This is a genomic window from Bradyrhizobium sp. (assembly GCF_028868675.1).
Lineage (GTDB): Bacteria > Pseudomonadota > Alphaproteobacteria > Rhizobiales > Xanthobacteraceae > Bradyrhizobium.
In genome coordinates this window covers 1-26700 of record NZ_JAGWUA010000041.1, presented here as the reverse complement: position 1 = coordinate 26700, position 26700 = coordinate 1, and the positions used below count along the sequence as shown (strand labels likewise).

25 protein-coding genes and 3 tRNA genes are annotated in these 26700 nt (G+C 67.1%); 12 read left to right on the top strand and 16 right to left on the bottom strand.

The window, feature by feature from the left end; translation table 11 throughout:
• From KGM94_RS08250 to KGM94_RS08230, 5 genes are all read right to left on the bottom strand, one after another.
• Nucleotides 1-716, bottom strand: a 716-nt coding sequence (locus KGM94_RS08250) for a CoA transferase (RefSeq protein ID WP_300256735.1), incomplete at its 3' end; no start/stop codon positions are given.
• Nucleotides 717-910: 194 nt separating this feature from the next.
• Nucleotides 911-1240 carry a nitrite reductase small subunit NirD gene (gene nirD, locus KGM94_RS08245; protein ID WP_300256733.1) on the bottom strand — a complete coding sequence of 110 codons (330 nt, stop codon included), beginning with the start codon at nucleotides 1238-1240 and terminating at the stop codon, nucleotides 911-913.
• Nucleotides 1237-3696, bottom strand: a complete 2460-nt coding sequence (gene nirB / locus KGM94_RS08240) for a nitrite reductase large subunit NirB (protein WP_300256731.1) — start codon at nucleotides 3694-3696, stop codon at nucleotides 1237-1239. Before nirB ends, nirD begins: the two co-directional genes overlap by 4 nt.
• A 296-nt stretch (nucleotides 3697-3992) precedes the next feature.
• Nucleotides 3993-6050 carry a hydantoinase/oxoprolinase family protein gene (locus KGM94_RS08235; protein ID WP_300256729.1) on the bottom strand — a complete coding sequence of 686 codons (2058 nt, stop codon included), beginning with the start codon at nucleotides 6048-6050 and terminating at the stop codon, nucleotides 3993-3995.
• Nucleotides 6047-7720, bottom strand: coding sequence for a hydantoinase B/oxoprolinase family protein (locus KGM94_RS08230; protein ID WP_300256727.1), 1674 nt, complete (start codon nucleotides 7718-7720; stop codon nucleotides 6047-6049). The genes KGM94_RS08235 and KGM94_RS08230 overlap by 4 nt, the downstream gene beginning before the upstream one ends.
• A gap of 182 nt (nucleotides 7721-7902) precedes the next feature.
• Between KGM94_RS08230 and KGM94_RS08225 the strand changes: the two genes are divergently transcribed.
• From KGM94_RS08225 to KGM94_RS08215, 3 genes are all read left to right on the top strand, one after another.
• Nucleotides 7903-8160, top strand: coding sequence for a type II toxin-antitoxin system prevent-host-death family antitoxin (locus tag KGM94_RS08225; protein ID WP_300256724.1), 258 nt, complete (start codon nucleotides 7903-7905; stop codon nucleotides 8158-8160).
• Nucleotides 8157-8540 carry a type II toxin-antitoxin system VapC family toxin gene (locus KGM94_RS08220; protein WP_300256722.1) on the top strand — a complete coding sequence of 128 codons (384 nt, stop codon included), beginning with the start codon at nucleotides 8157-8159 and terminating at the stop codon, nucleotides 8538-8540. Before KGM94_RS08225 ends, KGM94_RS08220 begins: the two co-directional genes overlap by 4 nt.
• 193 nt (nucleotides 8541-8733) lie before the next feature.
• Nucleotides 8734-9447 carry a hypothetical protein gene (locus tag KGM94_RS08215; RefSeq protein WP_300256720.1) on the top strand — a complete coding sequence of 238 codons (714 nt, stop codon included), beginning with the start codon at nucleotides 8734-8736 and terminating at the stop codon, nucleotides 9445-9447.
• A gap of 16 nt (nucleotides 9448-9463) precedes the next feature.
• Here the strand turns inward: KGM94_RS08215 and bamA are convergent, their stop codons facing one another.
• Entirely contained in the window at nucleotides 9464-11797 is a 2334-nt protein-coding gene (gene bamA / locus KGM94_RS08210; RefSeq protein ID WP_300256718.1) for an outer membrane protein assembly factor BamA, read from the bottom strand.
• A 227-nt stretch (nucleotides 11798-12024) separates the two neighbouring features.
• On the opposite strand from bamA, the gene KGM94_RS08205 reads away from it, so the two are divergent.
• The gene (locus tag KGM94_RS08205) at nucleotides 12025-13077 is read left to right on the top strand and encodes a hypothetical protein (RefSeq protein ID WP_300256716.1); all 1053 of its coding nucleotides are present in this window, start codon (nucleotides 12025-12027) and stop codon (nucleotides 13075-13077) included.
• Nucleotides 13078-13111: 34 nt separating this feature from the next.
• Here KGM94_RS08205 and KGM94_RS08200 read toward each other — a convergent pair.
• Nucleotides 13112-13185: transfer RNA gene (locus KGM94_RS08200), tRNA-Gly, on the bottom strand.
• A 432-nt stretch (nucleotides 13186-13617) separates the two neighbouring features.
• Here KGM94_RS08200 and KGM94_RS08195 point away from each other — a divergent pair.
• The gene (locus tag KGM94_RS08195) at nucleotides 13618-14004 is read left to right on the top strand and encodes a YciI family protein (RefSeq protein WP_300256714.1); all 387 of its coding nucleotides are present in this window, start codon (nucleotides 13618-13620) and stop codon (nucleotides 14002-14004) included.
• Nucleotides 14005-14016: 12 nt separating this feature from the next.
• Here the strand turns inward: KGM94_RS08195 and KGM94_RS08190 are convergent, their stop codons facing one another.
• Nucleotides 14017-14625 carry a TMEM175 family protein gene (locus KGM94_RS08190; RefSeq protein ID WP_300256711.1) on the bottom strand — a complete coding sequence of 203 codons (609 nt, stop codon included), beginning with the start codon at nucleotides 14623-14625 and terminating at the stop codon, nucleotides 14017-14019.
• Nucleotides 14626-14745: 120 nt separating this feature from the next.
• Here KGM94_RS08190 and KGM94_RS08185 point away from each other — a divergent pair, with 120 nt between their 5' ends.
• Nucleotides 14746-16806: an ATP-dependent helicase gene (locus KGM94_RS08185; RefSeq protein ID WP_300256709.1), complete on the top strand. Its 2061-nt coding sequence runs from the start codon at nucleotides 14746-14748 to the stop codon at nucleotides 16804-16806.
• Nucleotides 16807-16947: 141 nt separating this feature from the next.
• A complete protein-coding gene (gene ppk2, locus KGM94_RS08180) occupies nucleotides 16948-18075 on the top strand; it encodes a polyphosphate kinase 2 (RefSeq protein WP_300256707.1) in 1128 nt (375 codons plus the stop codon).
• Nucleotides 18076-18085: 10 nt separating this feature from the next.
• On the opposite strand, the gene KGM94_RS08175 is transcribed toward ppk2, so the two are convergent.
• The 3 genes from KGM94_RS08175 to KGM94_RS08165 all read right to left on the bottom strand — a co-directional run bounded on the left by KGM94_RS08175 (nucleotide 18086) and on the right by KGM94_RS08165 (nucleotide 19519).
• Nucleotides 18086-18778, bottom strand: coding sequence for a hypothetical protein (locus KGM94_RS08175; protein WP_300256705.1), 693 nt, complete (start codon nucleotides 18776-18778; stop codon nucleotides 18086-18088).
• Nucleotides 18779-18797: 19 nt separating this feature from the next.
• Nucleotides 18798-19274 (bottom strand): type II 3-dehydroquinate dehydratase, encoded by a 477-nt coding sequence (locus KGM94_RS08170; protein WP_300256704.1) that lies wholly within the window; start codon nucleotides 19272-19274, stop codon nucleotides 18798-18800.
• Between the two features lie 159 nt (nucleotides 19275-19433).
• Nucleotides 19434-19519, bottom strand: a tRNA-Tyr gene (locus KGM94_RS08165).
• A gap of 205 nt (nucleotides 19520-19724) precedes the next feature.
• Here KGM94_RS08165 and rlmB point away from each other — a divergent pair.
• On the top strand, nucleotides 19725-20555 hold the full coding sequence (gene rlmB / locus KGM94_RS08160) for a 23S rRNA (guanosine(2251)-2'-O)-methyltransferase RlmB (protein WP_300256702.1): 831 nt from the start codon (nucleotides 19725-19727) through the stop codon (nucleotides 20553-20555).
• A gap of 67 nt (nucleotides 20556-20622) precedes the next feature.
• On the opposite strand, the gene KGM94_RS08155 is transcribed toward rlmB, so the two are convergent.
• Both KGM94_RS08155 and KGM94_RS08150 read right to left on the bottom strand, forming a co-directional pair.
• Nucleotides 20623-21087, bottom strand: a complete 465-nt coding sequence (locus tag KGM94_RS08155) for a hypothetical protein (RefSeq protein WP_300256700.1) — start codon at nucleotides 21085-21087, stop codon at nucleotides 20623-20625.
• A 50-nt stretch (nucleotides 21088-21137) separates the two neighbouring features.
• Complete coding sequence (locus KGM94_RS08150; RefSeq protein ID WP_300256699.1) at nucleotides 21138-21626, bottom strand: hypothetical protein; 489 nt, start codon at nucleotides 21624-21626, stop codon at nucleotides 21138-21140.
• A gap of 290 nt (nucleotides 21627-21916) precedes the next feature.
• Here KGM94_RS08150 and KGM94_RS08145 point away from each other — a divergent pair, with 290 nt between their 5' ends.
• The 3 genes from KGM94_RS08145 (at nucleotide 21917) to KGM94_RS08135 (ending at nucleotide 23034) form a co-directional block, all read left to right on the top strand.
• The gene (locus tag KGM94_RS08145; protein ID WP_300256698.1) at nucleotides 21917-22306 is read left to right on the top strand and encodes a hypothetical protein; all 390 of its coding nucleotides are present in this window, start codon (nucleotides 21917-21919) and stop codon (nucleotides 22304-22306) included.
• Nucleotides 22307-22346: 40 nt separating this feature from the next.
• Nucleotides 22347-22829: a hypothetical protein gene (locus tag KGM94_RS08140; RefSeq protein ID WP_300256697.1), complete on the top strand. Its 483-nt coding sequence runs from the start codon at nucleotides 22347-22349 to the stop codon at nucleotides 22827-22829.
• Between the two features lie 130 nt (nucleotides 22830-22959).
• Nucleotides 22960-23034, top strand: a tRNA-Thr gene (locus KGM94_RS08135).
• A gap of 49 nt (nucleotides 23035-23083) precedes the next feature.
• Here the strand turns inward: KGM94_RS08135 and KGM94_RS08130 are convergent.
• The 3 genes from KGM94_RS08130 to KGM94_RS08120 form a co-directional block, all read right to left on the bottom strand.
• A complete protein-coding gene (locus KGM94_RS08130; RefSeq protein WP_300256695.1) occupies nucleotides 23084-23401 on the bottom strand; it encodes a PilZ domain-containing protein in 318 nt (105 codons plus the stop codon).
• Between the two features lie 212 nt (nucleotides 23402-23613).
• A complete protein-coding gene (locus tag KGM94_RS08125) occupies nucleotides 23614-23787 on the bottom strand; it encodes a hypothetical protein (RefSeq protein ID WP_300256693.1) in 174 nt (57 codons plus the stop codon).
• 446 nt (nucleotides 23788-24233) lie between these two features.
• Nucleotides 24234-25499 (bottom strand): Zn-dependent hydrolase, encoded by a 1266-nt coding sequence (locus KGM94_RS08120; RefSeq protein WP_300256691.1) that lies wholly within the window; start codon nucleotides 25497-25499, stop codon nucleotides 24234-24236.
• Nucleotides 25500-25707: 208 nt separating this feature from the next.
• Here KGM94_RS08120 and KGM94_RS08115 point away from each other — a divergent pair, with 208 nt between their 5' ends.
• A complete protein-coding gene (locus tag KGM94_RS08115) occupies nucleotides 25708-26580 on the top strand; it encodes an alpha/beta hydrolase (RefSeq protein ID WP_300256689.1) in 873 nt (290 codons plus the stop codon).
• Nucleotides 26581-26700: the final 120 nt, after the last annotated feature.

Below are 26700 nucleotides of genomic sequence, written 5' to 3'. Positions count from 1 at the left end.
CCGCGGCGCGGCGGCATCTTGCCGTTGACGAGGTAGATCTGCAGCCAGTGCGACAACGACGCGATGACGGTATCGAACAGGCAGACGTCGATATGCTGCCCTTGCCCGCCATGGACGTCGCGATGATAGAGCGCCGAGAGAATTCCGATCGAGGTGTTCATGCCGGTCATGTAGTCGACGATCGACGGGCCGACCTTCATCGGCCCCTCGCCCGGCTCGCCGTCGATATGGCCGGTGACGCTCATCAGGCCGCCCATCGCCTGCAGGATCGCATCGTAGCCGGCGCGCGGGGCGTAGGGCCCGGTCTGGCCGAAGCCGGTCACCGAGCAATAGATGATGCCGGGGTTGATCGCCTTGATCGTCTCGTAGTCGAGGCCGTAGCGCTTGAGGTCGCCGACCTTGTAGTTCTCCATGAAGACGTCGACGTCCTTGGCCAGTTCGCGGACGATCGCCTGGCCCTCGGGCTTGGCGATGTTGACGGTGACGGACTTCTTGTTGCGGTTGGCGCAGAGATAGAACGAGTTGTTGTTGTTCTCCTTGCCCGCGGGATCGGCCAGGTAGGGCGGGCCGAAGGCGCGTGCGTCGTCGCCGGTTCCGGGCCGCTCGATCTTGATCACCTCCGCGCCGAGGTCTCCGAGCATCTGGGCCGACAGAGGCCCGGCAAGCACGCGCGTGAGGTCAAGGATCTTGATGCCTGAGAGCGGCAGGGCCGACATGAAGCTTTCCTCCGGGAACTGGTGTTGGCGGCCGGACCGCGCCGGACCGCTCCCTGCCGATACACCATTTCCGGGCGGCGAGCCCTGCATTGGCGGCATGCGGCCATCCGCCGGCCTGCAGACGCGATGGGGGAATGGCCCGGACCGCCGCAATTCGCGATTCCGCTGGACGGAAAGAACGCGGGCCGCCCCAGTCAGCCGACCGCGGCCGGCTGCCTGATCGACAGCCAGACCGCGCCGTTCTCGACCTTGGCGGGATGCGAGCGCGTGCAGCCCTCGTCGGGCGCAACCGCCTGGCCGCTCGCAAGCTCGATGACGAAATTATGCAGCGGACAGGTCACGCGGCGGTTGTGCACGATGCCTTGCGACAGCGGCCCGCCCTTGTGCGGGCAGCGGTCGTCGAGCGCGAACACCTCGTCGATCCCGGTGCGGAACACCGCGATGTTGCCGTGCGGGGTGCGCACGACGCGCGAGCCGAGGCGCGGAATTTCGTCCAGCCGGCCGATCCGAATCCAGTGGGTCATGCGAGCTCCAGTTCGGCCATGGGTTTGAACTCGGCGCGATCGACGCCGCGCCGGGCGCGCGCCGCCCAGGGATCCTGTTGCGCGAATTGCTGCGAATGGGCGAAGCGCTCGAACAGCGCCTTGCGGTTGACGACGTCGTCGACCACCTGCTTGCGGATCGCCTCGAGGCCGACCCGGTCGCACCATTTGTACATGCGCTCCAGGTACCAGCCCTGCTCGCGATAGAGCTGGGTCAGGGCGACGATGACCTCGAGCGCCTCGTCGTCGGTCGCGACCTTGGTCAGGAACTCGGTGCCCTTGATGTGCAGGCCGGCGGCGCCGGCGAAGTGGATCTCGTAGCCGGAATCGACGCAGACCACGCCGACGTCCTTGCAGGTCGCCTCCGCGCAGTTGCGCGGGCAGCCGGAGACCGCGAGCTTCACCTTCGCCGGCGTCCAGGAACCCCACATGAATTTCTCGATCCTGATGCCGAGCGCGGTGGAGTCCTGGGTGCCGAACCGGCACCACTCCGAGCCGACGCAGGTCTTCACTGTGCGCAGCCCCTTGGCATAGGCGTGGCCTGACACGAGGCCCGCGTCGTTGAGATCGGACCACACCGCGGGCAGGTCCTCCTTCCTGACGCCGAGCAGATCGATGCGCTGGCCGCCGGTGACCTTGACGGTCGGGATCTTGAACTTGTCGGCGACGTCGGCGATCGCCCGCAGCTCGTCGGGCGTGGTGACGCCGCCCCACATCCGCGGCACCACCGAATAGGTGCCGTCCTTCTGGATGTTGGCGTGGACGCGCTCGTTGATGAAGCGCGACTGCTGGTCGTCGCGATAGTCGCCGGGCCAGGTCGCGAGCAGATAGTAGTTCAGCGCGGGCCGGCAGGAATGGCAGCCGTTCGGCGTCTTCCAGTCCATGAACCGCATCACCTCGGGGATGGTCTTGAGGTTCTGCTCGACGATGACGCGGCGGACGTCGTCATGGCTGTGATCGGTGCAGGCGCAGACCGGCTTGACCTTTGGCGCGGCCGAATAGTCGCCGCCCAGGGTGAAGGCCAGCACCTGCTCGACGAGGCCGGTGCAGGAGCCGCAGGACGACGACGCCTTGGTGTGGGCCCGCACGTCGTCGAGCGTAAACAGCTTCTTCTCGATGATGGCCTTCTTGATCGCGCCCTTGCAGACGCCGTTGCAGCCGCATATCTCGGCCTCGTCGCTCATCGCGGCGACCGAGTTCTGGCCGCTGTGGCCGCCGTCGCCCAGATTGGCCGCACCGAACACCAGCCGCTCGCGCATGTGCGAGACGTCGGTGCCGTCGCGCATGTGCTGGAAGTACCAGGGACCGTCGACGGTGTCGCCGTAGAGCACGGCGCCGACGATCTTCTTGTCGCGCAGGACGATGCGCTTGTAGACGCCGCGGTTGGCGTCCTGCAGCACCACCTCCTCCTTGTCCGGGCCCGGCGCGAAGTCGCCGGCGGAGAACAGGTCGATACCGGTGACCTTCAGCTTGGTCGAGGTGACCGAGCCGTCATAGGTGGCAAAGCCCTTCAAGGCGAGGTGGTTGGCGCAGACCTTGGCCTGGTCGAACAGCGGCGCGACAAGGCCGTAGGTCTGGCGGCGGTGCTGCACGCATTCGCCGACCGCGTAGATGCGCCCGTCATAGGTCTGCATGGTGTCGGAGACGACGATGCCGCGCTCGCAATAGAGACCGGCCTTCCTGGCCAGTTCGACATTGGGGCGGATACCGACCGCCATCACCACGAGGTCGGCGGCGACTTCGGTGCCGTCGGCAAAGCGCACGCCGGTGACGTGCTTGTCGCCGAGGATGCCTTGCGTCTGCGCCGGCATCTTGAACACCATGCCGCGCTCTTCCAGCGACTTGCGCAGCATGCCGCCGGCGACGGTGTCGAGCTGGCGCTCCATCAGGGACTCCAGGAGATGGACCACGGTCACCTTCATGCCGCGCTTCATCAGGCCGTTGGCCGCCTCGAGCCCGAGCAGGCCGCCGCCGATCACGACGGCATCGTGATAATGGGTCGACGCCTCGACCATGCGCTCGACGTCGTGGATGTCGCGGAAGCCGATCACGCCCTTGAGGTTGGCGCCGGGGATCGGCAGCATGATCGGGTTCGAGCCGGTCGCGATCAGCAGGCGATCGTAGGGGCAGCGCTCGCCGCTCTCGGTGACGACCTCGCAGGTGCGGCGGTCGATCATCGCGACCGTCTCGCCCTTGCGCAGCGTGATGTTGTTCTCTTCGTACCACTCGACGCTGTTGAGAATGATGTCGCTGACCGTCTTCTCGCCGGCGAGCACGGGCGACAGCAGGATGCGGTTGTAGTTGCCGTAGGGCTCGGAGCCGAACACCGTGATGTCGTAGAGATGGGGCGCGCGCTCCAGGAGCGCCTCCACGGTGCGGATTCCCGCCATGCCGTTGCCGATCACCACCAGCTTCTGCTTGCTCACCTTGTCGAGCATGAATCTGCCTTTCAAATTTCCGGCGACACCGCGCGGCGACGCTGTTCGCGCCCACCGATCGGCTGTTGGTTCGCGAGATTTCGGGAAGGCCCAACCGCGGGCAGACAATCGTCGCCAGCGACGATCGGCGGGATGTTCTTTTCAAGAACCGTGCCAACCGCGACGCCGCCAAAAGCGAAACAAACTCAACGTCAAAGCGCGCGATCCGTGCACGCCGGGGGATGCATCAGAGCTCAAATTATTGGCCGCATCCGATCACTCATTGTGCAGGTGCACAATTCGCGCGCTGGCCTGGCTCAAGCCTTCCGCGCCACGCGGATGTCGAGCCAGCCGAGACCGTTGACGATCAGACTGTCGCCGGCGCCGATGACCACGGTGGTGGTCTCGGCCTCGATGATCGCCGGTCCCTGTAACGCTTCGTCCGGCTGCAGATCGTCGAGCGCATGGACCGGAACCTCCCGCCATTTGCCGAGCCATGCCTGCCGCGTCGCGCGTGGCACGCTTGGCGCGCCCGAGCCTGCCAGCTTCTCCTTGACCGTCCCTGCCGATACCTTGCCGACGGCGGCGACGCGGGCGTTGACGAACACGACCTCCTGGTCGCGCGAGGCGTAGGTGTAGAGCTCCTCGTGCCGCCGGTGGAAGCGGTCCTCGATCTCGGCGATCAGTTTCTCCGAGTCGAGATCGACGTCGCTCAAGGGCACGTCGATCTCGAAAATCTGCTCGCCATAGCGCATCTCGGCGGAGCGCTCGGTCGCGATCGGGCCGTCGAACCAGCCCTTCAGCCGCTCCACGGTGCGCGTTTCCAGATCGGAGAAGATTTCGCGCACTTCGGCCGCGGTACTGCGCGCGCCGGTCTCGAAATGGGTGCGGCTCGCCTCGTAGCGCAAATCCGAGGTCAGCATGCCCCAGGCCGACAGCACCGAGGCCGTGGTCGGCACGATCACGCGCGCGATGTCGAGCTCGCGTGCAATCTCGACGGCATGCAGGCCCGCCGCGCCGCCAAAACTCAACAGTGCAAAACGCCGGGGGTCGACGCCGCGCCGGAGTGTCATCAGGCGGATGCCGTCGGCCATCTTCATGTTGACGAGACGGAAGATGCCGGTCGCCGCCTGCGTGCGGTCGATGCCAAGCGTCGCCGCGACCCGGTCGACCGCCGCTTCAGCCGCGGCCCGATCAAGCGGTCGCTTGCTGCCCATGAAGGCCTTTGCGTCGAGATAGCCGAGAACGACATTGGCATCGGTCACCGCCGGCGCGTCGCCGCCCTGGCCATAACAGGCCGGCCCCGGCACCGCACCGGCGCTTTCCGGACCGACGCGGAAGATGCCGCCGGCGTCGACCGCGGCGATCGAGCCGCCGCCCGCCGCAATGCTCGCGATGTCGAGCGAGCGCAACGCGATGCGCTGGCCGGCGAGACTGCCGTCGGCCGACAGCGACATCGCGCCATCGGTAATGAGCGAAATGTCGGTCGAGGTGCCGCCCATGTCGAAGGCGACGAGATCGGGGAGACCGAGCATCTCGGCGCAGCGCCGGCAGCCGGCCATGCCGCCGGCCGGCCCCGACAGCACGGTTGCCGCCGCGAGCCGTGCGGCTTCCTCGACCGGCGCCATGCCGCCATGGGAGAGAATGATGAAGAGCGAGCCGGCAAGCCCCGCCTCGCGTAGCCGGCTCTCCAGCCGCATCAGATAGCGGCGCACGATCGGGCCGACATAGGCGTTCACGACCGTGGTCGAAACGCGCTCATATTCCTTGATCTGCGGCAGCACGTCGCTGGAGCGCGATACGCTGACGTCAGGGAGTTCGCGCGCGACGCGCTCGGCCGCCGCGATCTCGTGCGCGGGGTTGCGGTAGGAATGCAAAAAGCAGATCGCGACCGAGGTGACGCCGGCGGCGCGGATCGCCGCGATGGCTTGCCCAAGCGACCGCTCGTCGAGCGGCGTCGACACTTCGCCGTTCGGCCTCATCCGCTCGCGCACCCCGAAACGCAGTTCGCGCGGCACCAGCGGCTCCGGCGGCGGCGAGCGCAGATCGTAGCGGTTGGGCTTCAGGCCTTCGCGCATCTCCAGCACGTCGCGATGGCCTTCGGTGGTGAGCAGTGCGACCTTTGCACCCTTGCGCTCGAGCAGCGCATTGGTCGCAACCGTCGTACCGTGCACGAGGCGCTGGGTCACTGCCAGCATCGCCGCGCGCGACAGGCCGAGCCGGCGCGCCAGCTCGTCGAGCCCCGCCATCACGCCGATCGACTGGTCCTGCGGGGTGGAGGGCGCCTTCGCAAAGGTCGTGTGACCGGACGCGTCGATGGCGACGAGATCGGTAAAGGTGCCGCCGACGTCGACGCCGATGATCAACTTGCTCAACGCGCCGGTCCCTTCACTACGTCGTCGGTGACGAGCCCCTGCCGGAGGTCGCGCTCGCGCGCTGCCGCAGCACGCTTCTCCGGCGGGCCGTAACCGCCGCCGCCGGCAGAGCGCACCTCCAGGCAATCGCCCGGCAAAATCTCGATGCCGGTCTCCTTGGTGCGCAATTCGCGCGGCGGCTTGCCCTGCGACAGCAGACGGTAGCGATGCGGCGGCGAATCCTCGCCGCCGAGCATGCCGGCGGAACCGTGCCTGACACCCTCGCCCGCAGTGTTGCCGAGTGTGGGCGTCTTCGTCTCGAACACGAGATCGAGCGCGCAGCCGAGACCGCCGCGAAACTGGCCCTCGCCGCCGGAATTTTCCAGAAACTCGTGGCGGCTGAAATGCAGGGGAAAGCGCGCTTCCGCGACCTCGATGCTACCGAACTTCAATCCGCCGACCGTGTGCCACTCGCCGATCGACGACCAGCCGTCGCCGCCGGCCGATGCGCCGCCGCCGGGCCGCGCATGAAAGAGATGCCAGATGAAGCTGCGCCCGGTACGGGGATCCTCGCCCTTCACCGCGATGCGGAACCGGCGGCCCCAGCCGGCCATCACGCGATCGGGGCACGAGCCGGAGAGCGCCTTGATCACCGCCTCGACGATTTCATTCGAGGGATGACTGGTGCACAAAGTCACGGGGCGGCCGGGATCGGCCCAGACGATGGTGCCCTGCTTCGCCACCACCTTCAGCGGCCGGAGCGCACCGGAATTCTTCGGCGTGTCGGGATCGATCAGATAGGCGAACGCCATCACCACGGCGGCGTGCATGTTGGCGTGCGAGGAGTTGACGAAGCTGTCCGCTTGCGGATCGGAGTCGGAGAGATCGACCTCGATGTCGCTGCCGCGCTTGGTCACCCTGGCACTGATGCGGATATCCCTGCGGTCGCGGCCGTCGTCGTCGAGGAAGGCCTCGCCGTAGAAGGTGCCGTCCTTCCAGGTCGCGACCACGGCGCGGGCCTGGCTCTCGGCCGCATCGAGCACCGCCTCGACCGCGGCCTCCACCACCGGCGCGGTGAGCTCGGCGAACAGCTTGGCCATCCGCCGCTCGCCGAGATGCGCAGCCCCGATCATGGCGGCGAGATCGCCGCGAAAATCATGGGCGTTGCGGACGTTGAGCGCCAGCATGTCCAAGATGTCGTCGCGCAGGCGGCCGGCCTCGTAGAGCCTGATCGGCGGGATGCGGATACCTTCCTGCCAGATCTCGGTCGCATCGGGATTGTAGGCGCCGTGAGTGGCGCCGCCGATGTCGCTCTGATGCGCGCGCACGATGCTCCAGAACAGCCGCCGCTCGCCGGCGAAGATCGGCACGAACACGGTAACGTCGGGCAGATGGCTGCCGCCGTGGTAGGGATCGTTCATCAGGATGACGTCGCCGGGCACGACGTCCTTGAAGCGGTCTTCCACGGCGCGCGTCGCCCAGGGCAGCGCGCCGACATGGACCGGAATATGATCGGCCTGCGCGATCAGCCGCGCATTGACGTCGCACAGCGCGAGCGAGAAATCGCGGCTGGAATTGAGGATCTGCGAATAGGAGGTGCGCAGCATCGCCTCCCCCATCTCCGTGACGATCGAGCTCAGCCGGTGCTGGACCACGGAGCGGGTGATGGGATCGATGACGGGTGGGGACATGGGACCTCGGAATCGTGCAAGCAGGACACTATGCCAGCGGTCGCTTCATTCGAATATCAAGAGCCCCGCTTGTGACCTTCTTTTCGCAATCAAGGCAATTCCGGTGCGGTAAGCCGGTTCAGAGAGTCATTGATATGGACCATTGAATGGTCTATGATCAACACCTTGAAAAGGTGCCCATAATGCGGATTTCTGTCACCGACGCGAAGGGACAATTGACCGAACTCGTTCGCCGCGCGGAAGCCGGCGACGAGGTCATCCTGACGCGACACGGCCACGCCGCGGTGCGTCTCGTCCCCGTCAGGATTGCGCCGGACCGTGCGACGCGGCGCGCCTTGCTGGAGGCCGTGCGCAACAGCGGTGCGGCAAAGGCCGCGCGCGGACCAAGCGCGGCACGCAGCCAGGACTTTCTCTACGGCGATGACGGCCTGCCCCGATGATCGCCGTAGACACGTCGGCGCTGATGGCGATTGTGCTCGGTGAGCCGCAAGCCGGTACCTGCATCGATGCGCTCGAAGCCGCCGACGAAATCCTGATTTCCGCCGGCACTGTGGCGGAGAGCCTGATCGTCGCGGCCAGACGTGATGTCGGCGACGAGATGAACAGGCTGATCGATGGCCTCGGCCTCAACGTCGTCTCGGTGACGCAGGCCTCCGCCCCACGCATCGCGCAAGCCTATGCGCTCTGGGGCAAAGGTATTCACCCGGCAGGCCTCAATCTGGGCGACTGCTTTGCGTACGATGTCGCGAAACAACACGACTGCGCCCTGCTCTATGTCGGCGACGATTTCGCGAAGACCGATATCGCGAAAGCTGCATGAGCCATGCACGTCTGAGAACCAGAGCGCCTGGCGAGATTCGGGTCGCCGTCGTCCCAGTCACACCAATTCTATCGTGATCGCGCGCCGAAGCGGTGCCGGACCGCAGGCAACGGCCCCCGCATTCGCACGGAACCAACCACGGTTTGACAGCGCTGCGCCTGCCGGGCAACTCTTCCACGTCCGGGAATCACTGATGTCTCACGCCGAGTACGTTTCCGCCTCCAAGCAGGTGCCGGTTCTCTCGCGACTGGTGACCGCGCTGCGCCAGATACCGGCGGTGCAGTCCGCACTCGCAAGGCTCAGAGCACTGCTCGGCCGTGGAACGAATCCCGAACCGACCGTCATCAGCGCATTCGTGGCCGACGCTGGCGACGTTACGAAGGACGTCGTCGAAGCAAGCGATGCAACACCCGCGCCGGCGGCGACGTCGCCGCACGACGGACCACAACTCGAACCGGTTATTGCCGACACGTTCGAAACCGATGCGGCCAACAATGCGGCTGACGCCATCGAGATCGCTGACGTCGCGCCCGTGACCGTGCAGCTCGAGCCGCAGCTCCCCAGCGAGGCCGCGTCCCCACCCGTGATCATCGACGCGTTTGTGGCCGAACCGGCGGTCGTGGCGAGCCTCATCCCCGAGGTCGAAGCCGTCGCGTCCGCGCTGACGAGGCCGGCGGAGGAAGACCGGGAGGCGCTCATTCGCCGGCGCTGGCGCGAGACCGGCGTCCGGATGTGGACCACTGGCCAATCGGTGTTGCGCATTCAGGGCAGCGTCGCGCTGCTGCCGCCAAAACCCGGCGAGACCATGCCGCAATACGACACGCTCGAAATCAGGCTGATCGGCGGCGAGATCGTTTGCGAGGGTTTTGTCTTGCAACCACCGGAGCGCGGGCCACAGCGCGCGTAGCGGCCAGCGCCGCAAATCAGAACGGCGAGGCCGTGAAATTGAAGCGCTGCGTCACGTCATAGGCCGCCTTGGTGACGGGCACGGCATAGTTGATGGCGAGCGCGCCGAAGGGCGAAGCCCAGGTGAGGCCGACGCCGACCGACGAACGCAGCACATTGCCGTTGGCCACGTTGACGGTCTGCCCGCCAAAGCTGGTCGGCCCGGTGTAGCGGAACACGCTTCCGGCATCGACGAAGGCGGAGCCCTTCAGGCCATATTCGTCGGGCACCCCGGGAATGCCGCTCTGCAGCTCGGCAGTCGTGGCCCAGTAGAGGCTGCCACCGACATTGTCCATGGTGCTGCCGCTCGTCAGATCGCGCGGGCCAAAACCGTTGGGGGCGAAGCCGCGCACCATCGAAGGCCCGCCGAAGAAGCTGTTGAGCAGCGGCGCCTCCTGGCCGCCCCAGCCGGTGATGTAACCGCCCTGCGCGCGCACCATGCCGACGAGATCGCCGCCGAGCGACTGATAGTAGCGTACGTCTTCGGTGGTGCGGAGGAAGCGGACGTCGCCGCCGAGGCCTGCGAGGTCCTGCCGGAGTTGCGCGTTGATGCCACCGGTCGGGCTCTTGGTGTTGTCGAGCGTGCTATAGGTGGTCGTGCTGCCGACGCCCGAGACCCAGGCGGGCCCCGCCGCAGCCGCCTGCTGGATCGGCAGCGACACGGTGGCGCCGGATGCGGCAGGCGCCAGCGTGACGGTCTGGTTGGAGAGCGAGTAACGCCACTGCACGCTGGTCTGTTCCGTCATCGGCGTCGCCAGCGAGAGGTTGGCGCCGTAGGTATCGGACCCATAGGACTGGTAGCTGCTGGCAAAGGTCTGCCGGCCGAACAGCTCGGCGCCGGCCGTGGCGCGGCTCTCGAAAATATCCGGTTCCGACACTGACAGATCGATGCCGCGCGCATACTGGCCGTAACTGACGGTCGCCTGCGCCGCCACCCCGGTGCCGAGAAGATTGCGATCGCCGAGCTTGACCTCGCCGAGCCATCCGTCGGTCGTGGAGTAGCCGCCGGACACGAAGAAATCGCCGGTCGGCTGGTCGACGGCCTCGACGTCGAGCACGACGCGGTCGCTCGCCGAGCCCGGCCGGCTCGTCACCTTGACGCTCCTAAAATAGTTCAGGCCCTTCAACCGCCGCTCGGCGCGATCGACCAGCGTCTGGTTGTAGGCGTCGCCCTCGGCGAGATCGAATTCGCGGCGGATCACGTAGTCGCGCGTCCGCGTGTTGCCGTGAATCTCGATGCGCTCGACGTAGCTGCGCGCACCCTCCTCGATCACGAAGGTCACGTCGATGACGTGCGCCTGCGCGTTGCGGCCGATGCGGAGCGTGGGGTGCGCGAAGGGAAAGCCGAGCTTTGCCATCTCGAGCGCCAGGGCCTCGGAGCCCTTGTCGAGAAGGCCGCCGTCGAACGGGGCGCCCGAGCGCGCCGGAATCCGGGCGCGTAGCCGTTCGGCATCCACACCCGGCACACGCGACTCCAGAGCGACATTGCCGAACCGATAGGGCTCGCCCTCGTCGATGACGAAGGTCACCGCAAAGGCCTTGCCGGCCGGATCGTATTCGGCGCGCGCGTCGGTCACGGCGGCATCGGCATAGCCGTGGTTGCGGTAGTAGCGCCGCAGCTGCTCGCGGTCCTGCGCGACCCGGTCGGGATCGTAGATGTCGGCGTGGGTGAAGAAGCTCAGCAAATTGGTCGCGGAGGTGTTGATGACGGCCGCGAGCTGTCGCCGGCTGAACGCATGATTGCCGGTGAAATCGACCTGCCGCACGGTCGTCTTTGCGCCTTCAGTGATGGTGAAGACGAGATCGACGACGTCGTCGTTTCCGCGCGCGATCGTCTCCGGCACCACCTTGACCTCGTCGCGGCCGGCGTGCCGGTACGCCTCCACGATGCGGCCGACGTCGGCCTGCACGGTCGCGCGCTGCAGCGGACCGCGCGGCTTCGACTGGACGACCGCGGCGAGGTCCTTGTCCTTGACGCTGGTGTTGCCCTCGAAGGCGACCCGGCCGAGCAGCCTGGCCTCGGCGAGATGCACGACGATGCCGTCGCCGGCGCGGTCGATTTTCACCTCGTCGAACAGTCCCGTGCCGGTCAGCCCCTTCAGCGCGGCGTCGAGCGCGGCGGCGTCATAGCGGCCGTCCGGGCCAGCATGGAAATAGGAGCGCACCGTCGCGGCCTCGACGCGCCGGTTGCCTTCGACCGTGATCCCGGCCGCGGGATCGGCGGCCAGCGCCCGCGACGCCGACAGCGCGATCAGAAGCGCCAGCGCAGATGCGCCGCGCCGCCCGTCTCGTCCCGTCGATCTGCTCGTCACGTTAACCCTGCCTGATGTCTTGCCGGCGCAATCGAATTTCGCGCGCCGGGCAAAAGAATGTCGGAGGCAAGGTCTGTTGCGGGTCAAGGCGACGAACACCGCCACAATTTCGACGCGGCCGCGGCCGGCCGTTCAAAAATTCGTCGCATCGCCGCTTCAAATCGCGCTTAGCCAACGGGTGGAGAACGCTCGCGACGCACGCGGTTGCGGGCGCGACGGAGCATCACATGCGCTATGCAGCCCTCATCCTCACCTTGCTGGCTCTGACCGGTCCGGCCCGCGCCGCCGTTGCGCCGCAGATCGATCCGCAGACCTCGCTCGGCGTGGTGCAGCAGTGGATCTACAACTACCGCGTCAAGCCGGACTATGCGCACGTGCCGGCCGCCGTTCGCGTGCTGTTTCATTCGCAGATGTTCAAGGAGCCCGAAAACGCCGGCATCTATCTCGGCTTCATCGCCGGCACGATCGCATCGAACCCGCCGAAGGCCGAGCAGCTCGTCAACAGCTTCTTCCCGGTCCCTGCGGAAGACGAGTGGGTGATCGTGCGCGCCGTGGCCTATTCCGGACTGCCGGACTGGCGCAACCTCCTGCGCCGGATCGCGCCAAAAATGCGGGAGCGGCGGGTCATGATCGACGGCTACCTCAACGGCTCGCTGCCGACGCTCGCCGAGATTCCGCTCGAGGAAACCAAGCCCGGCATGCTCGACCGGATGCGCGCCACCTTCACCCGCAATCCCTTCGCGAAGGAGGACAAGAAGCTCGACACCAGGCTGACCTTCGCGTCGAACCAGGATCTGCTGGATACGCTCTGGGGCTACTATTTCGCCACGGGCTCGCACGTTCCGATCATGCGGATCGTGGAAATGCTGCCGTGGTCGAGGAGCCGCGATACCATCGACAAGCTGACGGTGGGCAGCATGGCGCGCTACACGCTCGCAAGCTATGCCGTGCGCGACAACGCCCTGCGCGAATTCTTGCGCGGCGAACTGGCGCGGCGGCCCGAGCCGGTGAAGACGCCGCTGACCGAGGTGATCCAGGCCGCCGACACCGTCCAGCTCAGCGCGCTCCGCCGCGACGCGGTCGCAGCCGTCGAGGAGCTGAAGACCAAGGGTTCGGACTCCCGCCGCAATCTCAGCCTCTGGGGACAGGTCGGGGTCGGCGCGCTGGCGCTCGGCTGCGTCTCGGCCGCAGCGCTCGGGCAGGTCGCCATCGGCGTCCCCTGCGTGATCGGCGGCGCCACCTCGCAGGGGCTATTGTCGTTCTGGGAGAAGCAGCAGTAAGGGAGTGCCGGAGCAGACGGGACAGTTCGGAAAATGGAGCGGGTGAAGGGAATCGAACCCTCGTATTCAGCTTGGAAGGCTGCTGCTCTACCATTGAGCTACACCCGCGTCTCGGGATCACCTAACACGGCCGGCGGGCGGCCTCAACCGCCCTCACGGGCCGTTATCCCCTTGGAAAGGCCCGCAGTTCCCCGGCGGACGGCGTCCGCGGCCTTAACACCGGCGGAATCGCGCTCTATATTGAAGGCTCCCCTAACCAACGAAAGGAGGTGATCCAGTGTCTTGTCTCAAGCGCTGTCACCTCGCTGGGATCGCCCGCTGAGCTTCTGACGTAGCGGCTTGGCATCGGGGCGCTCTCAGCCCTGGACCAGCGAGACAACAACGGGCGCGGCGGGCTTTGGTCCGCCGCGCCTTTTCCTTGGCCTCGAGACCGTTTCGTCGCCCTGCCGGTGAGGCCATATTTTCTCGTCCGCGAATTGTCGGCGGCGGCGCCGGCGGGACGTCCTTCGACCGGTCGACATGCAACCAGACGAGGTGACGATGCTCTACGCCATCCTGGCCTATCACGTGGAAGGCGAGGTCCTGTCCATGACGCCGGAGGAGGACGAGGCCCTGATGGCCGCGCTGCGCGGCGTCCACTCGCCGCTGAGGCAGAAGGGACATTTCGGCCCCTGCGCCCGGCTCGACGAAACCGCAACGGCGCGCACCTTGCGCGGGCCCGGCGCCGGCACGGTACTCGACGGCCCCTTCGCCGAGACCAAGGAGCAGTTGCTCGGCTTCTACATCATGGACTTCGCGCATGAGGACGAGGCGGTCGAGGCGGCCCGCGCGCTGCGCAAGGTCAACAGGTCCGCGGTCTATGAAATCCGCCCGATCAAGCTTTTCCTCCCCTCCGACGGGTTTGGCGCGACATCGGACGGTGGATGATCGGCTGAGCGGCTAAGTCGGTTGCGTCGGCTTTCGGCTGGTCAAGCGGCGGATCGCCAGCGCGCCGAAGGCGATGAACCACAAATAGGGCGCGTAGGCCGGCGCGACGGCCGCCACAACCATGCCGGGCAGGAACACCAGCACCGGGAACAGCGAGGCGATCATCTCGCGGCGCCAGCCTCCGAGCACCGTCCACCACAGCCAGGCATTGAGGCCGGCGATGACGGTCAGGTGCAGGCCATAGAGCGTCGCCACCGCATTGCTCATGCTGTAATTGCCATAGAGCCCGTTGGTCACCGGCAGCAGGACGATCGACAGCAGGAAGAACAGGTTCAGCATCACCACGCCACGGCTGCCGACCGGCTGGCGGGCGAGCCGGCGGTGATGGCTGATCCAGAACACCCCGGCGATGATGAAGCTCAGCGCGAACCCCAAGAGCTTGCCGGCATAGACATGGGCGAGATCGCTCCAGTCCGGCAACGACTTGAACACGCCGGCCTTGGGCAGGTCGTAGGCGAGCAGCGTCATGGCGACGCCGAAGATGGTGTTGCTGAGCGATTCCAGCCGGCGCATCTCGAACTGGTCGGCAGTCGGCTCGGACTTGATCTCGGAATCGGTCATGTCGGGACGCCGCGGCTGGCTCGGTGAACCTCCTCCCCTAAGTCCTAAAGCGGCTGCCGTCCAGCCACATTGCGGATCGCGCCTGGATCGCCGAATCTCGGGCTTTCACCGGGGCGATTCGTGGCGGCTGCGACATATCTGGACGGGCTCAATGCCGAGCAGCGCCGCGCGGTCGAGCATGGCGTCGGCGACGGCGGCACCATCGGCGGTCCGCTGCTGGTGATCGCCGGCGCTGGCTCCGGCAAGACCAACACGCTTGCCCACCGGGTCGCGCATCTGATCGTGGCCGGCGCCGATCCGCGCCGCATCCTGCTCATGACCTTTTCGCGCCGTGCGGCCGCCGAGATGGGAAGCCGCGTCGAGCGCATCGCGCGAAAGGTGCTGGGCGAGAACGCGGCCATCATGCGCGAGGCGCTGGGCTGGGCCGGCACCTTCCACGGCATCGGCGCGCGGCTGTTGCGCGAATACGCCGAGCGGATCGGCGTCGATCCCGCCTTCACCATCCACGACCGCGAGGATTCCGCGGACCTGATGAATCTGGTGCGGCACGAATGCGGCCTGTCGAAGACCGAGGGCCGCTTTCCCGCCAAGGGCACCTGCCTGTCGATCTATTCGCGCTGCGTCAACGCGGAGATGGAGATCGAGAAGGTGCTTGGCCAGCACTATCCGTGGTGCGCGGGCTGGGCCGCTGAGCTGAAGACGCTGTTTGCCGCCTATGTCGAGGCCAAGCAGGCGCAGCACGTGCTCGACTACGACGACCTCCTGCTGTACTGGTCCGGCATGATGGAGGATGCCGCCATCTCCGGGGAGATCGGCAGCCGCTTCGACCACGTGCTGGTCGACGAATATCAGGACACTAACCGCCTGCAATCCTCGATCCTGCTGGCGCTCAAGCCGGACGGGCGTGGGCTGACCGTGGTCGGCGACGACGCGCAGTCGATCTATTCCTTTCGCGCCGCGACCGTGCGCAACATCCTGGAATTCCCGCAGGCCTTCTCGCCGCGCGCCGACGTCGTCACGCTCGACCGCAACTACCGCTCGACGCAACCGGTGCTGTCGGCCGCGAATGGCGTCATCGGGCTGGCGCGCGAGCGCTTCACGAAGAACCTCTGGACCGACCGCATCTCCTCGCGGAAGCCGCAGCTCGTCGCGGTGCGCGACGAGGCCGACCAGGCGCGCTACATCGTCGAGGAGGTGCTGGCGAACCGCGAGCAGGGTTCGCTGCTGAAGCACCAGGCGGTGCTGTTCCGCACCTCCTCCCACAGCGGTCCGCTGGAAATCGAGCTGACCCGCCGCAACATCCCCTTCGTGAAGTTCGGCGGGCTGAAATTCCTCGACGCCGCCCACGTCAAGGACACGCTGGCGCTGCTGCGCTTCGTCGAGAACCCGCGCGACCGTGTCGCCGGTTTTCGCATCCTGCACCTGCTGCCGGGCGTCGGGCCCGCGACTGCGCAGCGCATGCTCGGCCACATGGCGGAGAGCGCCGATCCGCTCGCAGCACTTTGCCGCCTCCCCGCCCCGCCGCGCGCCGGCGCCGACTGGCGCGCCTTCGTCCAGACGATCGAGAACCTGCGCTACGCCGAATGGCCGGCCGATCTCGAGCGCGCGCGGCTGTGGTACGAGCCGCATCTCGAGCGCATCCACGAGGACGCCGAGACGCGCCGCGCCGATCTCGTGCAGCTCGAGCAGATCGCGAGCGGCTATCTCTCGCGCGAAAAATTCCTGACCGAGCTCACGCTCGATCCGCCGGATGCGACTTCCGACCAGGCCGGCGTTCCGCTGCGCGACGAGGACTACCTGATCCTCTCCACCATCCATTCCGCCAAGGGTCAGGAGTGGAAGTCAGTGTTCGTGCTCAACGTGGTCGACGGCTGCATGCCGTCCGATCTCGGCGCCGGCACCAGCGCGGAGCTGGAGGAGGAGCGCCGCCTGCTCTACGTCGCGATGACCCGCGCCAGGGACGATCTCCACCTGGTCGTGCCGCAGCGCTTCTTCACCCACGGCCAGGCGCAGGCCGGCGACCGTCACGTCTACGCCTCGCGCACGCGCTTCATTCCCGAGAGCCTGGTGCCGCTGTTCGAACGAACCACCTGGCCGCGCTTCGCCACCGACGCGGCGCGAGCGGCGGCGCAGGGGCCGAAGATCGACGTCGGCGCGCGGATGCGCGGGATGTGGCGATAGGCGCGGCACACACCAAAGGTTAGGGATATCCCCGCCCGAGTTCGCAGGGCCGCGGCCGCCTTTTGATCCACGTCAATCCGCCGAGCCGGCCTTCCCGGCTAGAAACATACTTCCGTGAACCTCCAGGCAAAGCGCAGGCGAATGGCATCTCTTCCGAGGAAGTCCAAGCAGATCCGGCCCCGAAAAGCCGCGCCCGGCAAGCGAGCCAGGACGGCGGCAGCGCGCGCACGCAGCATCAAGCTCAACGCGGTCGAGCGGTCGCTGGTCGAGCAGTCCGCGCTCGGGGCGCTGGAGACCGAGATGGCGGCGTTCGACAGCGTGCTGAAGGGACCGCCGGCACTGCCGCCCGACAGCGAGCCGGTGCAGGCGATGCTGACGGGAGCCGCGCCCGACGATGCCAAGCGGCTGCAGGCGCTGCTCGTCGGCAAGGAAGCCAAGCGCGAGAAGCGCCACACCAGCGACGAACTGGCCGACGGCTGGCGCTTCGGCGGCTATCCCTACAAGCACCGGATGTTTCGCCGCGACTACGAGGAGCAGAAATTCGTCCTGCAGACCGAGCTGTTGAAGCTGCAGAACTGGATGAAGGAATCGCGCCAGCGGCTGGTGCTGCTGTTCGAGGGCCGCGACGCCGCCGGCAAGGGCGGCACGATCAAGCGCTTCATGGAGCATCTCAATCCGCGCGGCGCCCGCGTCGTGGCGCTGGAGAAGCCGAGCGACGTCGAGCGCGGCCAATGGTACTTCCAGCGCTACGTGCAGCATCTGCCGACCGCCGGCGAGATCGTGCTGTTCGACCGGAGCTGGTACAACCGCGCCGGCGTCGAGCGCGTCATGAAGTTCTGCTCGAATGGCGAGTATGAGGAATTCCTGCGCCAGGTGCCGGAATTCGAACGCAACCTCGCGCGCAGCGGCATCCACCTCATCAAGTTCTGGTTCTCGGTCAGCCGCGAAGAGCAGCGGCGGCGCTTCAAGGAGCGCGAAGGCCATCCGCTCAAGCAGTGGAAGCTGTCGCCGGTCGACCTCGCCTCGCTCGACAAGTGGAGCGACTACACGCGGGCCAAGGAAGCCATGTTCTTCCACACCGACACCGCGGACTGCCCCTGGATCGTCATCAAGTCCGACGACAAGAAGCGCGCGCGGCTGAACGCGATGCGCTACGTGCTGTACGCGATGCCCTATGCCGGCAAGGACACCAAGCGCATCGGCCTCGTCGACGACCTCCTGGTCGGACGCGCCAACGTGATCCACGAACGCGAGGAGCACGGCAAGTAGGCTCCGCGGTTCACGCGGACGCGCCGACGTCCTGCGCCGTCATCGCCAGCGAGAGCTGGTACCGGCCCACCGTGAGCGACTCCCGGGCGCCCATCGCATGCAGCGCGGCAGGCGACAGCGAGGCGGCGAGCGCCTCCGCCACCGCCTCGGGCTCGTAGCCCGAGACCAGGATGATCCAGTCGGCCGCCGCGTCGCCTCGGCGGATTTGCTGCTCGGTGGTTGGTGCGGCCGTCTTCGGCGTGTCCGTGCGCAGAAGATGCGCGCCGGTCAATCCGGCCTGTCCGGAACACTTTTCGAGCGTCTCGACCAGCGTCGTGCCGAACGGCTCCTCCGTGCCGGCCCGCGGCGAAAGCCTGATGGTGGCGATCGCGCCGGCGACGCCTCCGCCAAAACCCGCGACGACACGGCACTGGCTGCGCACCATGTCCAGGTGATGCGGCATCATCTTCCGCGACCAGGGCGTCGGGTCGTTCAGCCGCGCCAGATAGGCCGCAGAGGTCAGGGTCGCGTAATCATCCAGTTCATAGAGGACGAAGAAGCCGGTGGCGTCCAGCGTGCTCGACCACCGGGAGCCACGGCGGAAGCCGGGGATGCCGAGCCGCTCCGGAAAATGCTCGTGCGAATGCCAGTCGCCGAATTCGGATCGCATCTCGGCGCGAATGTTCCACCACATCGCGACGGCGGCTTTGCCGAGCAGCGGCATGACCGATCTCCTCTCTCGCTTACTTCGGCCCCACGCGCATCGGCGCCGGCAGCGCCGGCGGCAGCTTCCCCGCCCCCTGCAGCGCGGCCTGCATCGCGACGATGTAGCCATAGGGGCCGAGGCCCGCGATCACCGCCTTGACCGCGGCCGACAGCTTGGAGTGCCGGTGCAGTTCGTCGCGGGCATGGATGTTGGAGATGTGAACCTCGAAGATCGGACCGTCGAAGATCTTCAGGGCATCGAACATCGCGATCGAGGTAAAGGAATAGCCGGCCGGATTGATGATGAGCGCGTCGGCCTCGGTGCGCGCCGACTGGATGAGATCGACCAGCACGCCCTCGTGGTTCGACTGGTGGAAGGACAGCTGCGCGCCGGCGAAGGCAGCGAACGCCTCGCAGCTCGCCTTGATCGCATCGAGCGTCGTCGACCCGTAGATGTGCGGCTCGCGCACGCCCAGCAGGTTGAGGTTGGGGCCGTTGAGGATCATGATGCGCATGGGCGCTCCTTGCTGCCTGACGTGCGGAGGACGGACGTCGGCCACGCTATCCCATCAGGCGGGTCGAGCGCCAACGCGGCGCGCCCGCCTTCGCTCGCTTTGCGTCAACGACGATTTCGACAGGCCTGCCTGGCCGTAGCTCGCGAAGCGAGCGAAGGCTGGTGGGGGAGGCAGGACTCGAACCTGCGAAGCCATGAGGCGGCTGATTTACAGTCAGCTCCCTTTGCCACTCGGGACACTCCCCCGCTCGACGGCAGCACAATCGGGCCGGACCTTGCCGGCGGACCGAAACGGCCATGGAGACGTGAAGGCCGCGACAGCCCGAGGGCGCGCGGCCGGCGCGTTTATGGGCGAACCGGCGGGGCAAAGTCAACCGAGCCAGTCAGGTAAAATCGCCCCTTTCCGGGGTGCAAATTGCCATATTCCGGAACCCGTGACAGAAGCGAGCCCATGACCGAGCGCAAATTCAGGCCAAGATCCCGCAGTGGCGGGGCTAAACCCTTCAGCAGGCCCGGAAAATCGGCCGGACGGCCGGCCTGGCGCGAGCGCGATTCGCACTCCGACGGTCCGGCGATCCTCTATGGCTGGCACACCGTGACCATGGCGCTCGCCAATCCGAAGCGGCGGATCCGCAAACTGATCCTGACCGAGAACGCCGCGCGCCGGCTCGCCGAGGAGAGCATTCCAACCCGCATCGCGCCGGAGATCGTCCGTCCCCAGGAGATCGACCGGCTGCTCTCGCCGGACGCCGTGCACCAGGGCCTGCTGGCCGAGGCCGATCCCCTGCCCTCGCCCGACATCGAGACGCTGACGCCGGAGGGCCTGGTGCTGGTGCTCGACCAGATCACCGATCCGCACAATGTCGGCGCCATCCTGCGCTCGGCCGCGGCCTTCGCGGTGAAGGCGATCGTCACCACCGCGCGCCACAGTCCGGAAGCGACCGGCGTGCTGGCGAAGGCCGCCTCCGGCGCGCTCGAACTGGTGCCGATCGTCACGGTGCAAAATCTCGCCCGCGCGCTGACCGCGCTGAACGAGCGCGGCTTCCAGACCGTCGGGCTCGACAGCCAGGGCAGCGAGGATTTGAGCGCGGTCGCGCTGCGCGAACCGCTTGCGCTCGTGCTCGGCGCCGAGGGCAAGGGCTTGCGGCAATTGACGCGCGAGACCTGCAGCGTGGTGGCGCGGCTCGACATGCCCGGCGAGATCAAGAGCCTCAACGTCTCCAACGCCGCGGTGCTCGCGCTCTATGTCGGCGCCAGCAGGCTCGGATTGATGAAGGCGTGAGACGCAAAACGCCCGTCCGGTCGTGGCGGACGGGCGCTCGTCGGGATCGGCTCAGCCGATCGGGCGATCAGTAATAGCGGCGCAGCGGGCGCGGGCCGTAGCGATACGGCGCATAGCGGTGCGCGTAGCCGTAGTGCACGCGGGGCAGATAGCCGTAGCGCGGTCCGTAGCCGTAGCGGTACGGACGATAGCCGTAGCCATAGGGGCGCACGCCATAGCCGCCATGGGTCACGACCGCGTCTTCGCGATAGGTCGGATACGGCGCGAAGGCGCCGGGACCGGTATAGGTCGGGCCCTGGTTGACGTAATAGTACTGCGTCGTCGGCTCGGCGAGACGCTCATAGCCCCAGCCGCCGCAGCCGGTGTTGCAGCCATGGCCCCAGCCGAAGGTCGGCGCGATCGCCGGCGCGCAGGGGCTGACATAGGCCGCGCCGCAGGGCGAGCACGAGGAGAAGCCGCAAGCCATCGCCGGCGTCGCTCCCATCGCCATCACGGCCGCCGCCGCGAACATTCCCGAAATCATCCGACGCATCACTCTCTCCTGTTCGATTTCCGTTTGCTGGATTTGCCGACTTGCTCGCCTTAGGGCTGCGCCTTGCCGGGCCCCTCGACGTGAGGCACGGGCCGCGGACGGTGACCTCGACCGCCGCCGATCTCGGGCGCGATGATCACCGCCGGCGGATTGACGGGAACGTCCATCTGCGGCGGCAGCGGCGCCGAATGCGCGTCCCAGCTGCGGTAATAGCTCTGCGCCGGCTGCGGCAGTTTGCGGTTCGTGGGCGGCTCGACCTCGAGGCGCCCGTAACCGGGCCGCAGCCCCATGGTCGGATAATAGTGCCCGACCTCGGGCGGCTGCCGCTCGGGGACGTAGCTCCCGCCATAGATCGTGGGCTGCACCTGGGTGCCTTTGGCGAGGCCCCATTCGCCCTCGACGACGGCGTAGGACGCATCGATGCCGTTGATGATGATGGGCACGCCGGGACGGCCGGGCACGACGATCTCGAAACCGTCGGCGGCAAGCGCCGCGGCGGGCAGTCCGATCAGAATCGCTGCGAGCGCCAAAGCGCGCATGGATGGGTCCCGGTTATTCAGGCCACAGCCTAACCGAAGGCGAAGCACAGAGGGTTAAGGCCGCCGGCAAAATTCCGGTAAGCCTAATGCGCAAGCACTGCGGGGCGCTCGAATGCAGGAAACCCCGTCGAAGCCTTAACGGCGCGTTGAGACGGGAACCCCGGCGCGCGCACTCCTCACATCCGTTTGACTCGCCGGGCCCGAAAAACCGGAAATGGCCGGAACGACCGCGCGCGCTCATGCTTAGCCAAGCATGCTTAGCCAAGACCGAGTGAGAGACGGAGTGAACGATGACAGGTTTGAAACCACCACACAGCGCGATCGTGGGCGCCGCGGGAATCGCGATGGCCGCACTGGCGACACCGGCCTTTGCCGACCAATCGGTCGTGCAGTATCCCGGCGCATGCCTGCAGATGCATCCGAACGCGAATTGCAGGAATCACGGGCCCGGAAATCCGGAGCGGTACTACGGATACGTTTCGCGGCGCGCCTACAATTACGGCGGCCCCGGCTATCCGGCGGCGTATGCCTACGATCCCGCCTACGAGATCGGGTTCGCTCCGGAGTTCGCGGGCGACGTGGCCGGTGCAGCGATCGGTACCGCTGGCGCGATCGTCACGGCGCCGTTCCGCAGCTACGCCTGGGACACCGACTATGGTCCCGCCTACCCCGCCTACTGAACGGCGGCGGTAACAACTCATCAACCAAACGGAGCAGGACATGAGAGCACCGAGACTTCTCGGCGCAGCCGCGATCGCCGCATCCGCACTGGCGACGCCGGCCATGGCGCAGGCCGTCATCGACAATCCGGGCCGCTGCGCGGCGGCGTCCCCGAACGCGAATTGCCGGACTCCGGGGCAGGGAAACCCCTACGCCGATAGCAGCGACCGCGGACACCGCGTGGCCTATCGCCATGCGACTCGCGATCGGGACAACGACTGGAACAGGGCGCATACCGGCTTCCGGCCGACCGACGTCGCAGGCAACGTGGCGGCTGCGGCCATCGGCACCGCCGGCGCGATCGCGACCGCACCGTTCCGCGCCTGGGACGATGCCTACGCCTACGACAATTCCCGGGACGACGGCTATCGCGGTCCGGTCGCGACCTGGGATCACCGCAGCTACGCCGAGCGCAACGGCTTCGTCTGCACGCCCGGCACGACATTCCGCGGCGAGGATGGCCGACGGCATCTCTGTCAATAAATCGCCGGCGTGACTCAAGCAGGATCAGGCGGCCTCCGGGCCGCCTGTTTCGTGCTGCGCGGCGCGCGCGAGGTTCTGGCTCTTTCCGGACAAGTCTGCTATTTGCGGGCCGCGTCATATCCCGCAGGATGCCGGCTTAGCTCAGCGGTAGAGCAGCGGTTTTGTAAACCGAAGGTCGGGGGTTCAATCCCCTCAGCCGGCACCAACTCGCCGTCTGCCGCGCTCTGCGCGAAACGACGCCAGAGGTCGTGCCGCTAGTGGACCAGCGTTTCGCCGCGACGCGCCCGCTTCTCGGCGCGTCCGCGGTTCAGGAACTGAACGCCGACGAACTCGCCGTTCACCCAGGCGAGCTCGCAGTGGCGATAGGCAAGCCCCGTCGAGGACAGCACCAGGAAGAATTCCCTCTGGCCGAGATCGTTGATCGAGCCGTCGATCACCAGCTTGGCGCCGGTCTCGGAAACGTCGTGGATCTTGCAGGCCCGCTGCCATGTCCCGTCGATCGCCATGATGCGGGCACTGACCGGAGTCTCGAATGCCACGCGCGGACCGGTTTGCTTGTCCAGCTCACTCATAGACGACCAGGTTCTCGGCTCTCGATGCGACGGAGAGATAGGGCAAGGCGGTTTAGGAAGCGTGAAGCGTTCACCGCACGCACGATTGCCGACTGCTAACGAATGGCTAACCTGCCCGATCTCCGGAAAGGAAACTCCTGCAGCTCGGTGAACGAGACCTGCCATCAGCTCGGCCGCAGCAATAACGTTTGCGATCCGAAATGGCGGATGTCTCAGCGCATGAGCGCCAGCAGCAGCACGAGCAGCACCGCGCCGATCAGCCCGGCGAGGAAGACGATCTTCCGCGCCGGCGTCCGCAGGACGATCTCGCCGCCGCGCGCCTTCTCGGCCGGGTAAGGCCGCTCCTTCGGTGGCGGCGCCGGCTGCGCTGGTCCTTCGCGTACCATGCAGGACAACGCGCGGAGACGAAATCGTTCCGCCCCGGCAAGGCGGAAGCCGCCCGGGAAACTTCGGACGTCGAGAGAATAAAAGCCTCCTCCAACAATTCCTGAGCGGTCGAGCCTGCGCTCGTAAAACCTGGCCCACCGCAGGAACCAACCGTTTCCTCACGAATTGGCGAGGGCGGTGCCGGCAAGTTGCAGCCCCGTTTGCCGGCGAGGAAAACCCCGCGCACCCCCCCTTGCGCGGGGTTTTTCTTCGGCCGTCTGTGGGTTCCTCGTTGACGGGACCCGCAGGCCATCGCAGCCTGCCCCGTGGGGCAAGAGGTCGGCGTCCATGGCAAAAACCCTTGCGGACTTCAGAGCGCAGAACCTTCACGTGCTGCAACAACTCTGCCCGAACGATCCGCGCTACGTCAGGCACTGGATCAAGACGTTCGACGAACATCACGGGATCAAGGCGCAGGCGCCGCGCGCGGCCTCCCGTCCCGTTCGCGCAGCAGGCGGCGGCAAGCTTCGACGAAGACCCGCGCACCCCTGACGATGTCGGCATCCTCGGTGTTCTCGGTCCAGTGATGGCTGACGCCGCCGATCGACGGCACGAACAGCATCCCGGCCGGCATGATGGTCGCGAGCACCTGGGCGTCGTGGCCGGCCCCGCTCGGCATGCGGATCGACCTTCCGTCGGCGAGACTTTTGCCCGCGGCCTCGATCGCATCCTGGAAGGCCGGATCCATTGTCGCGGGGTGACCGATGCGGATGCGCTCGACCGCGACGCCGCACGGTCCCGCCGCGCTCGCCTCCGCTGCCATCGTTCGCAGCAACGTCTCCAGCCGATCGATCACGGCCGGATCGTCGTCGCGGATCTGGAACAGCATCTCCGCACGGCCCGGAATGATGCTGGGCGCGCCGGGATCGAGCGTGATGCGGCCGGTGGTCCAGACCGTGCGCGGGCCGCAGGCGCGCGGAAAGCGGTCGTCGATCGCCACGCAGAACCGGGCGAGCGCGAGTCCCGCATCCTTGCGGATGGCCATGCGCGTCGTGCCGGCATGATTCTGCTCGCCGGTGAAATCGATCCGGTATTGCCAGATGCCGACGATGGAGGTGACGACGCCGATCGCAAGGCCCCCGCTTTCGAGCGCCTCACCCTGCTCGATATGGGCCTCCAGATATCCGACATGGCGCCCGGGCTCGGCGGTGACGCGCGCGCGGCCGGCAAGACCGGCTTCGCGCAGCGCCTCGCGCATCGTCCTGCCGCTGGTGCGGTCGCGCGCAGCGTCGATCTCAGCCTCCGAGACCAGGCCGACATAGGACCGGCTGCCGAGGAAATGGCCGAAGTGCCCCTCCTCGTCGCACCACGCCGCGACCTCGACCGCGCCATGCACGGACGGATCGGAATTGATGACGCGCGCCGCTTCCAGCGCATAGACCACGCCGAGCGGTCCATCGAGCCAGCCCGCATGGTTCTGGCTTTCGAGATGCGAGCCCGCCAGCAGTTTCGGCCCCGCCCTGGCGCTCGTCCCGATCACGTTGCCGATGCCGTCGATCGACCCGGTGAGCCCAGCCTCGGCAAGTCGCTCCGTCAGCCAGGCAAGCGAACGCAGATGCGGCTCGGAGAAGGTCGGCTTGTGCACGCCCGTCTTGTAGGCGCCGATCGCGCGCAGAGCGTTGAGATCGGCAAGCACCCGCTCGCCATCGGCTTCGAAGGTATTTTCGGGCATTGACGGCGGCCTCGACGGTTTCGGTGCATCCTGCGGCAGGACGCGGACAGCCATCCTAGAAGCGCGAGGCAGGCAGAGCGACCCAAAAACGACACGCGCATGGCCCGCATGCCGCGCAGCGCCCTCGCTTGTGGATTGGCCGGCCGCGCGTTACTCCGTTCTTCCTGCCGGCCGTCGCGGCCGTTTGGAAAGAGGAATTGCAGCCACGATGTCCGGTCCGGAAAGCCGCTTCTACGAGTCGCAGGACCTGCGGCTGCACTACGCCGACTGGGGCAATGCGGAGGCGCCGCCGCTGATCCTGGTGCATGGCGGGCGCGATCACTGCCGAAGCTGGGACGCGATCGCAAAATCGCTGCAGCCGCATTTCCATGTGCTGGCGCCCGATCTCAGAGGCCACGGCGATTCCGACTGGACCAAAGGCGGCAGCTACGCGCTGGCCGAATATGTCTACGATCTCACGCGCCTGGTGCGCCACGTCGCGGCGGACCGGGTGACGCTGATCGGCCATTCCATGGGCGGGATGGTCAGCCTGATCTATTCGGGCGCATTCCCGGACCAGGTGTCCTCCCTCGTCGTGCTCGACGGCATCACCGTGGTGCCGGGCGCGCAGAAGGCGCCGGCGCATGAGCGCATCGCGAAATGGGTCGGCCAGCTCGACGCCCTGCACGACCGCACGCCGCGCCGCTATCGCACCCTCGAGGACGCCGCGGCGCAGATGATGGCCCACAACAAGCGGCTGTCGCGCGAGCTGGCGCTGCATCTCGCCAGTTACGGCGCGCGGCGAGACGCCGACGGCACCTTCGGCTGGAAGTTCGATCCCGCCCAGCGCGCGATGGCGCCGCAACGGTTATGGCCCGAGGACCACGTCGCGCTGTGGGCGCGCATCGCCTGCCCGACGCTGCTGCTCAATGCTGGCGAGAGCTTTCTCGCCGGCGCCAAGGCGGCCGGACTGGCGGATTATTTCCCGCGAGCGCGCGTGGAGACTATCGCGGGCGCCGGACACTGGCTGCAGCACGACAAGCCGGACGAAGTGCTGGGCGCGATCCGCGGATTTCTCGGGCTCGGCGCAGAAGGCAGATAGCCGCGCAAAACCTATCGCCCCGCCAGCGAGATTTCGGCGCGGTCATCCATCTTCGCCACGCTGCATTGCATCTGGAACGCGGACCCCGGCGAGCGGAACGACATCGCCTTGCGCAGCCGC

What these genes read in the sequence shown, in the direction of transcription:
- KGM94_RS08190 (WP_300256711.1), bottom strand. Translation starts at nt 14,625, where the DNA reads ATGACCGATTCCGAGATCAAGTCCGAGCCGACTGCCGACCAGTTCGAG.
- KGM94_RS08155 (WP_300256700.1), bottom strand. Translation starts at nt 21,087, where the DNA reads ATGCGTCGGATGATTTCGGGAATGTTCGCGGCGGCGGCCGTGATGGCG.
- KGM94_RS08140 (WP_300256697.1), top strand. Translation starts at nt 22,347, where the DNA reads ATGAGAGCACCGAGACTTCTCGGCGCAGCCGCGATCGCCGCATCCGCA.
- rlmB (WP_300256702.1), top strand. Translation starts at nt 19,725, where the DNA reads ATGACCGAGCGCAAATTCAGGCCAAGATCCCGCAGTGGCGGGGCTAAA.
- KGM94_RS08125 (WP_300256693.1), bottom strand. Translation starts at nt 23,787, where the DNA reads ATGGTACGCGAAGGACCAGCGCAGCCGGCGCCGCCACCGAAGGAGCGG.
- KGM94_RS08170 (WP_300256704.1), bottom strand. Translation starts at nt 19,274, where the DNA reads ATGCGCATCATGATCCTCAACGGCCCCAACCTCAACCTGCTGGGCGTG.
- KGM94_RS08120 (WP_300256691.1), bottom strand. Translation starts at nt 25,499, where the DNA reads ATGCCCGAAAATACCTTCGAAGCCGATGGCGAGCGGGTGCTTGCCGAT.
- KGM94_RS08225 (WP_300256724.1), top strand. Translation starts at nt 7,903, where the DNA reads ATGCGGATTTCTGTCACCGACGCGAAGGGACAATTGACCGAACTCGTT.
- KGM94_RS08195 (WP_300256714.1), top strand. Translation starts at nt 13,618, where the DNA reads ATGCTCTACGCCATCCTGGCCTATCACGTGGAAGGCGAGGTCCTGTCC.
- nirD (WP_300256733.1), bottom strand. Translation starts at nt 1,240, where the DNA reads ATGACCCACTGGATTCGGATCGGCCGGCTGGACGAAATTCCGCGCCTC.
- ppk2 (WP_300256707.1), top strand. Translation starts at nt 16,948, where the DNA reads ATGGCATCTCTTCCGAGGAAGTCCAAGCAGATCCGGCCCCGAAAAGCC.
- KGM94_RS08215 (WP_300256720.1), top strand. Translation starts at nt 8,734, where the DNA reads ATGTCTCACGCCGAGTACGTTTCCGCCTCCAAGCAGGTGCCGGTTCTC.
- KGM94_RS08205 (WP_300256716.1), top strand. Translation starts at nt 12,025, where the DNA reads ATGCGCTATGCAGCCCTCATCCTCACCTTGCTGGCTCTGACCGGTCCG.
- KGM94_RS08220 (WP_300256722.1), top strand. Translation starts at nt 8,157, where the DNA reads ATGATCGCCGTAGACACGTCGGCGCTGATGGCGATTGTGCTCGGTGAG.
- KGM94_RS08130 (WP_300256695.1), bottom strand. Translation starts at nt 23,401, where the DNA reads ATGAGTGAGCTGGACAAGCAAACCGGTCCGCGCGTGGCATTCGAGACT.
- KGM94_RS08230 (WP_300256727.1), bottom strand. Translation starts at nt 7,720, where the DNA reads ATGTCCCCACCCGTCATCGATCCCATCACCCGCTCCGTGGTCCAGCAC.
- KGM94_RS08175 (WP_300256705.1), bottom strand. Translation starts at nt 18,778, where the DNA reads ATGCCGCTGCTCGGCAAAGCCGCCGTCGCGATGTGGTGGAACATTCGC.
- KGM94_RS08150 (WP_300256699.1), bottom strand. Translation starts at nt 21,626, where the DNA reads ATGCGCGCTTTGGCGCTCGCAGCGATTCTGATCGGACTGCCCGCCGCG.
- nirB (WP_300256731.1), bottom strand. Translation starts at nt 3,696, where the DNA reads ATGCTCGACAAGGTGAGCAAGCAGAAGCTGGTGGTGATCGGCAACGGC.
- KGM94_RS08145 (WP_300256698.1), top strand. Translation starts at nt 21,917, where the DNA reads ATGACAGGTTTGAAACCACCACACAGCGCGATCGTGGGCGCCGCGGGA.
- KGM94_RS08115 (WP_300256689.1), top strand. Translation starts at nt 25,708, where the DNA reads ATGTCCGGTCCGGAAAGCCGCTTCTACGAGTCGCAGGACCTGCGGCTG.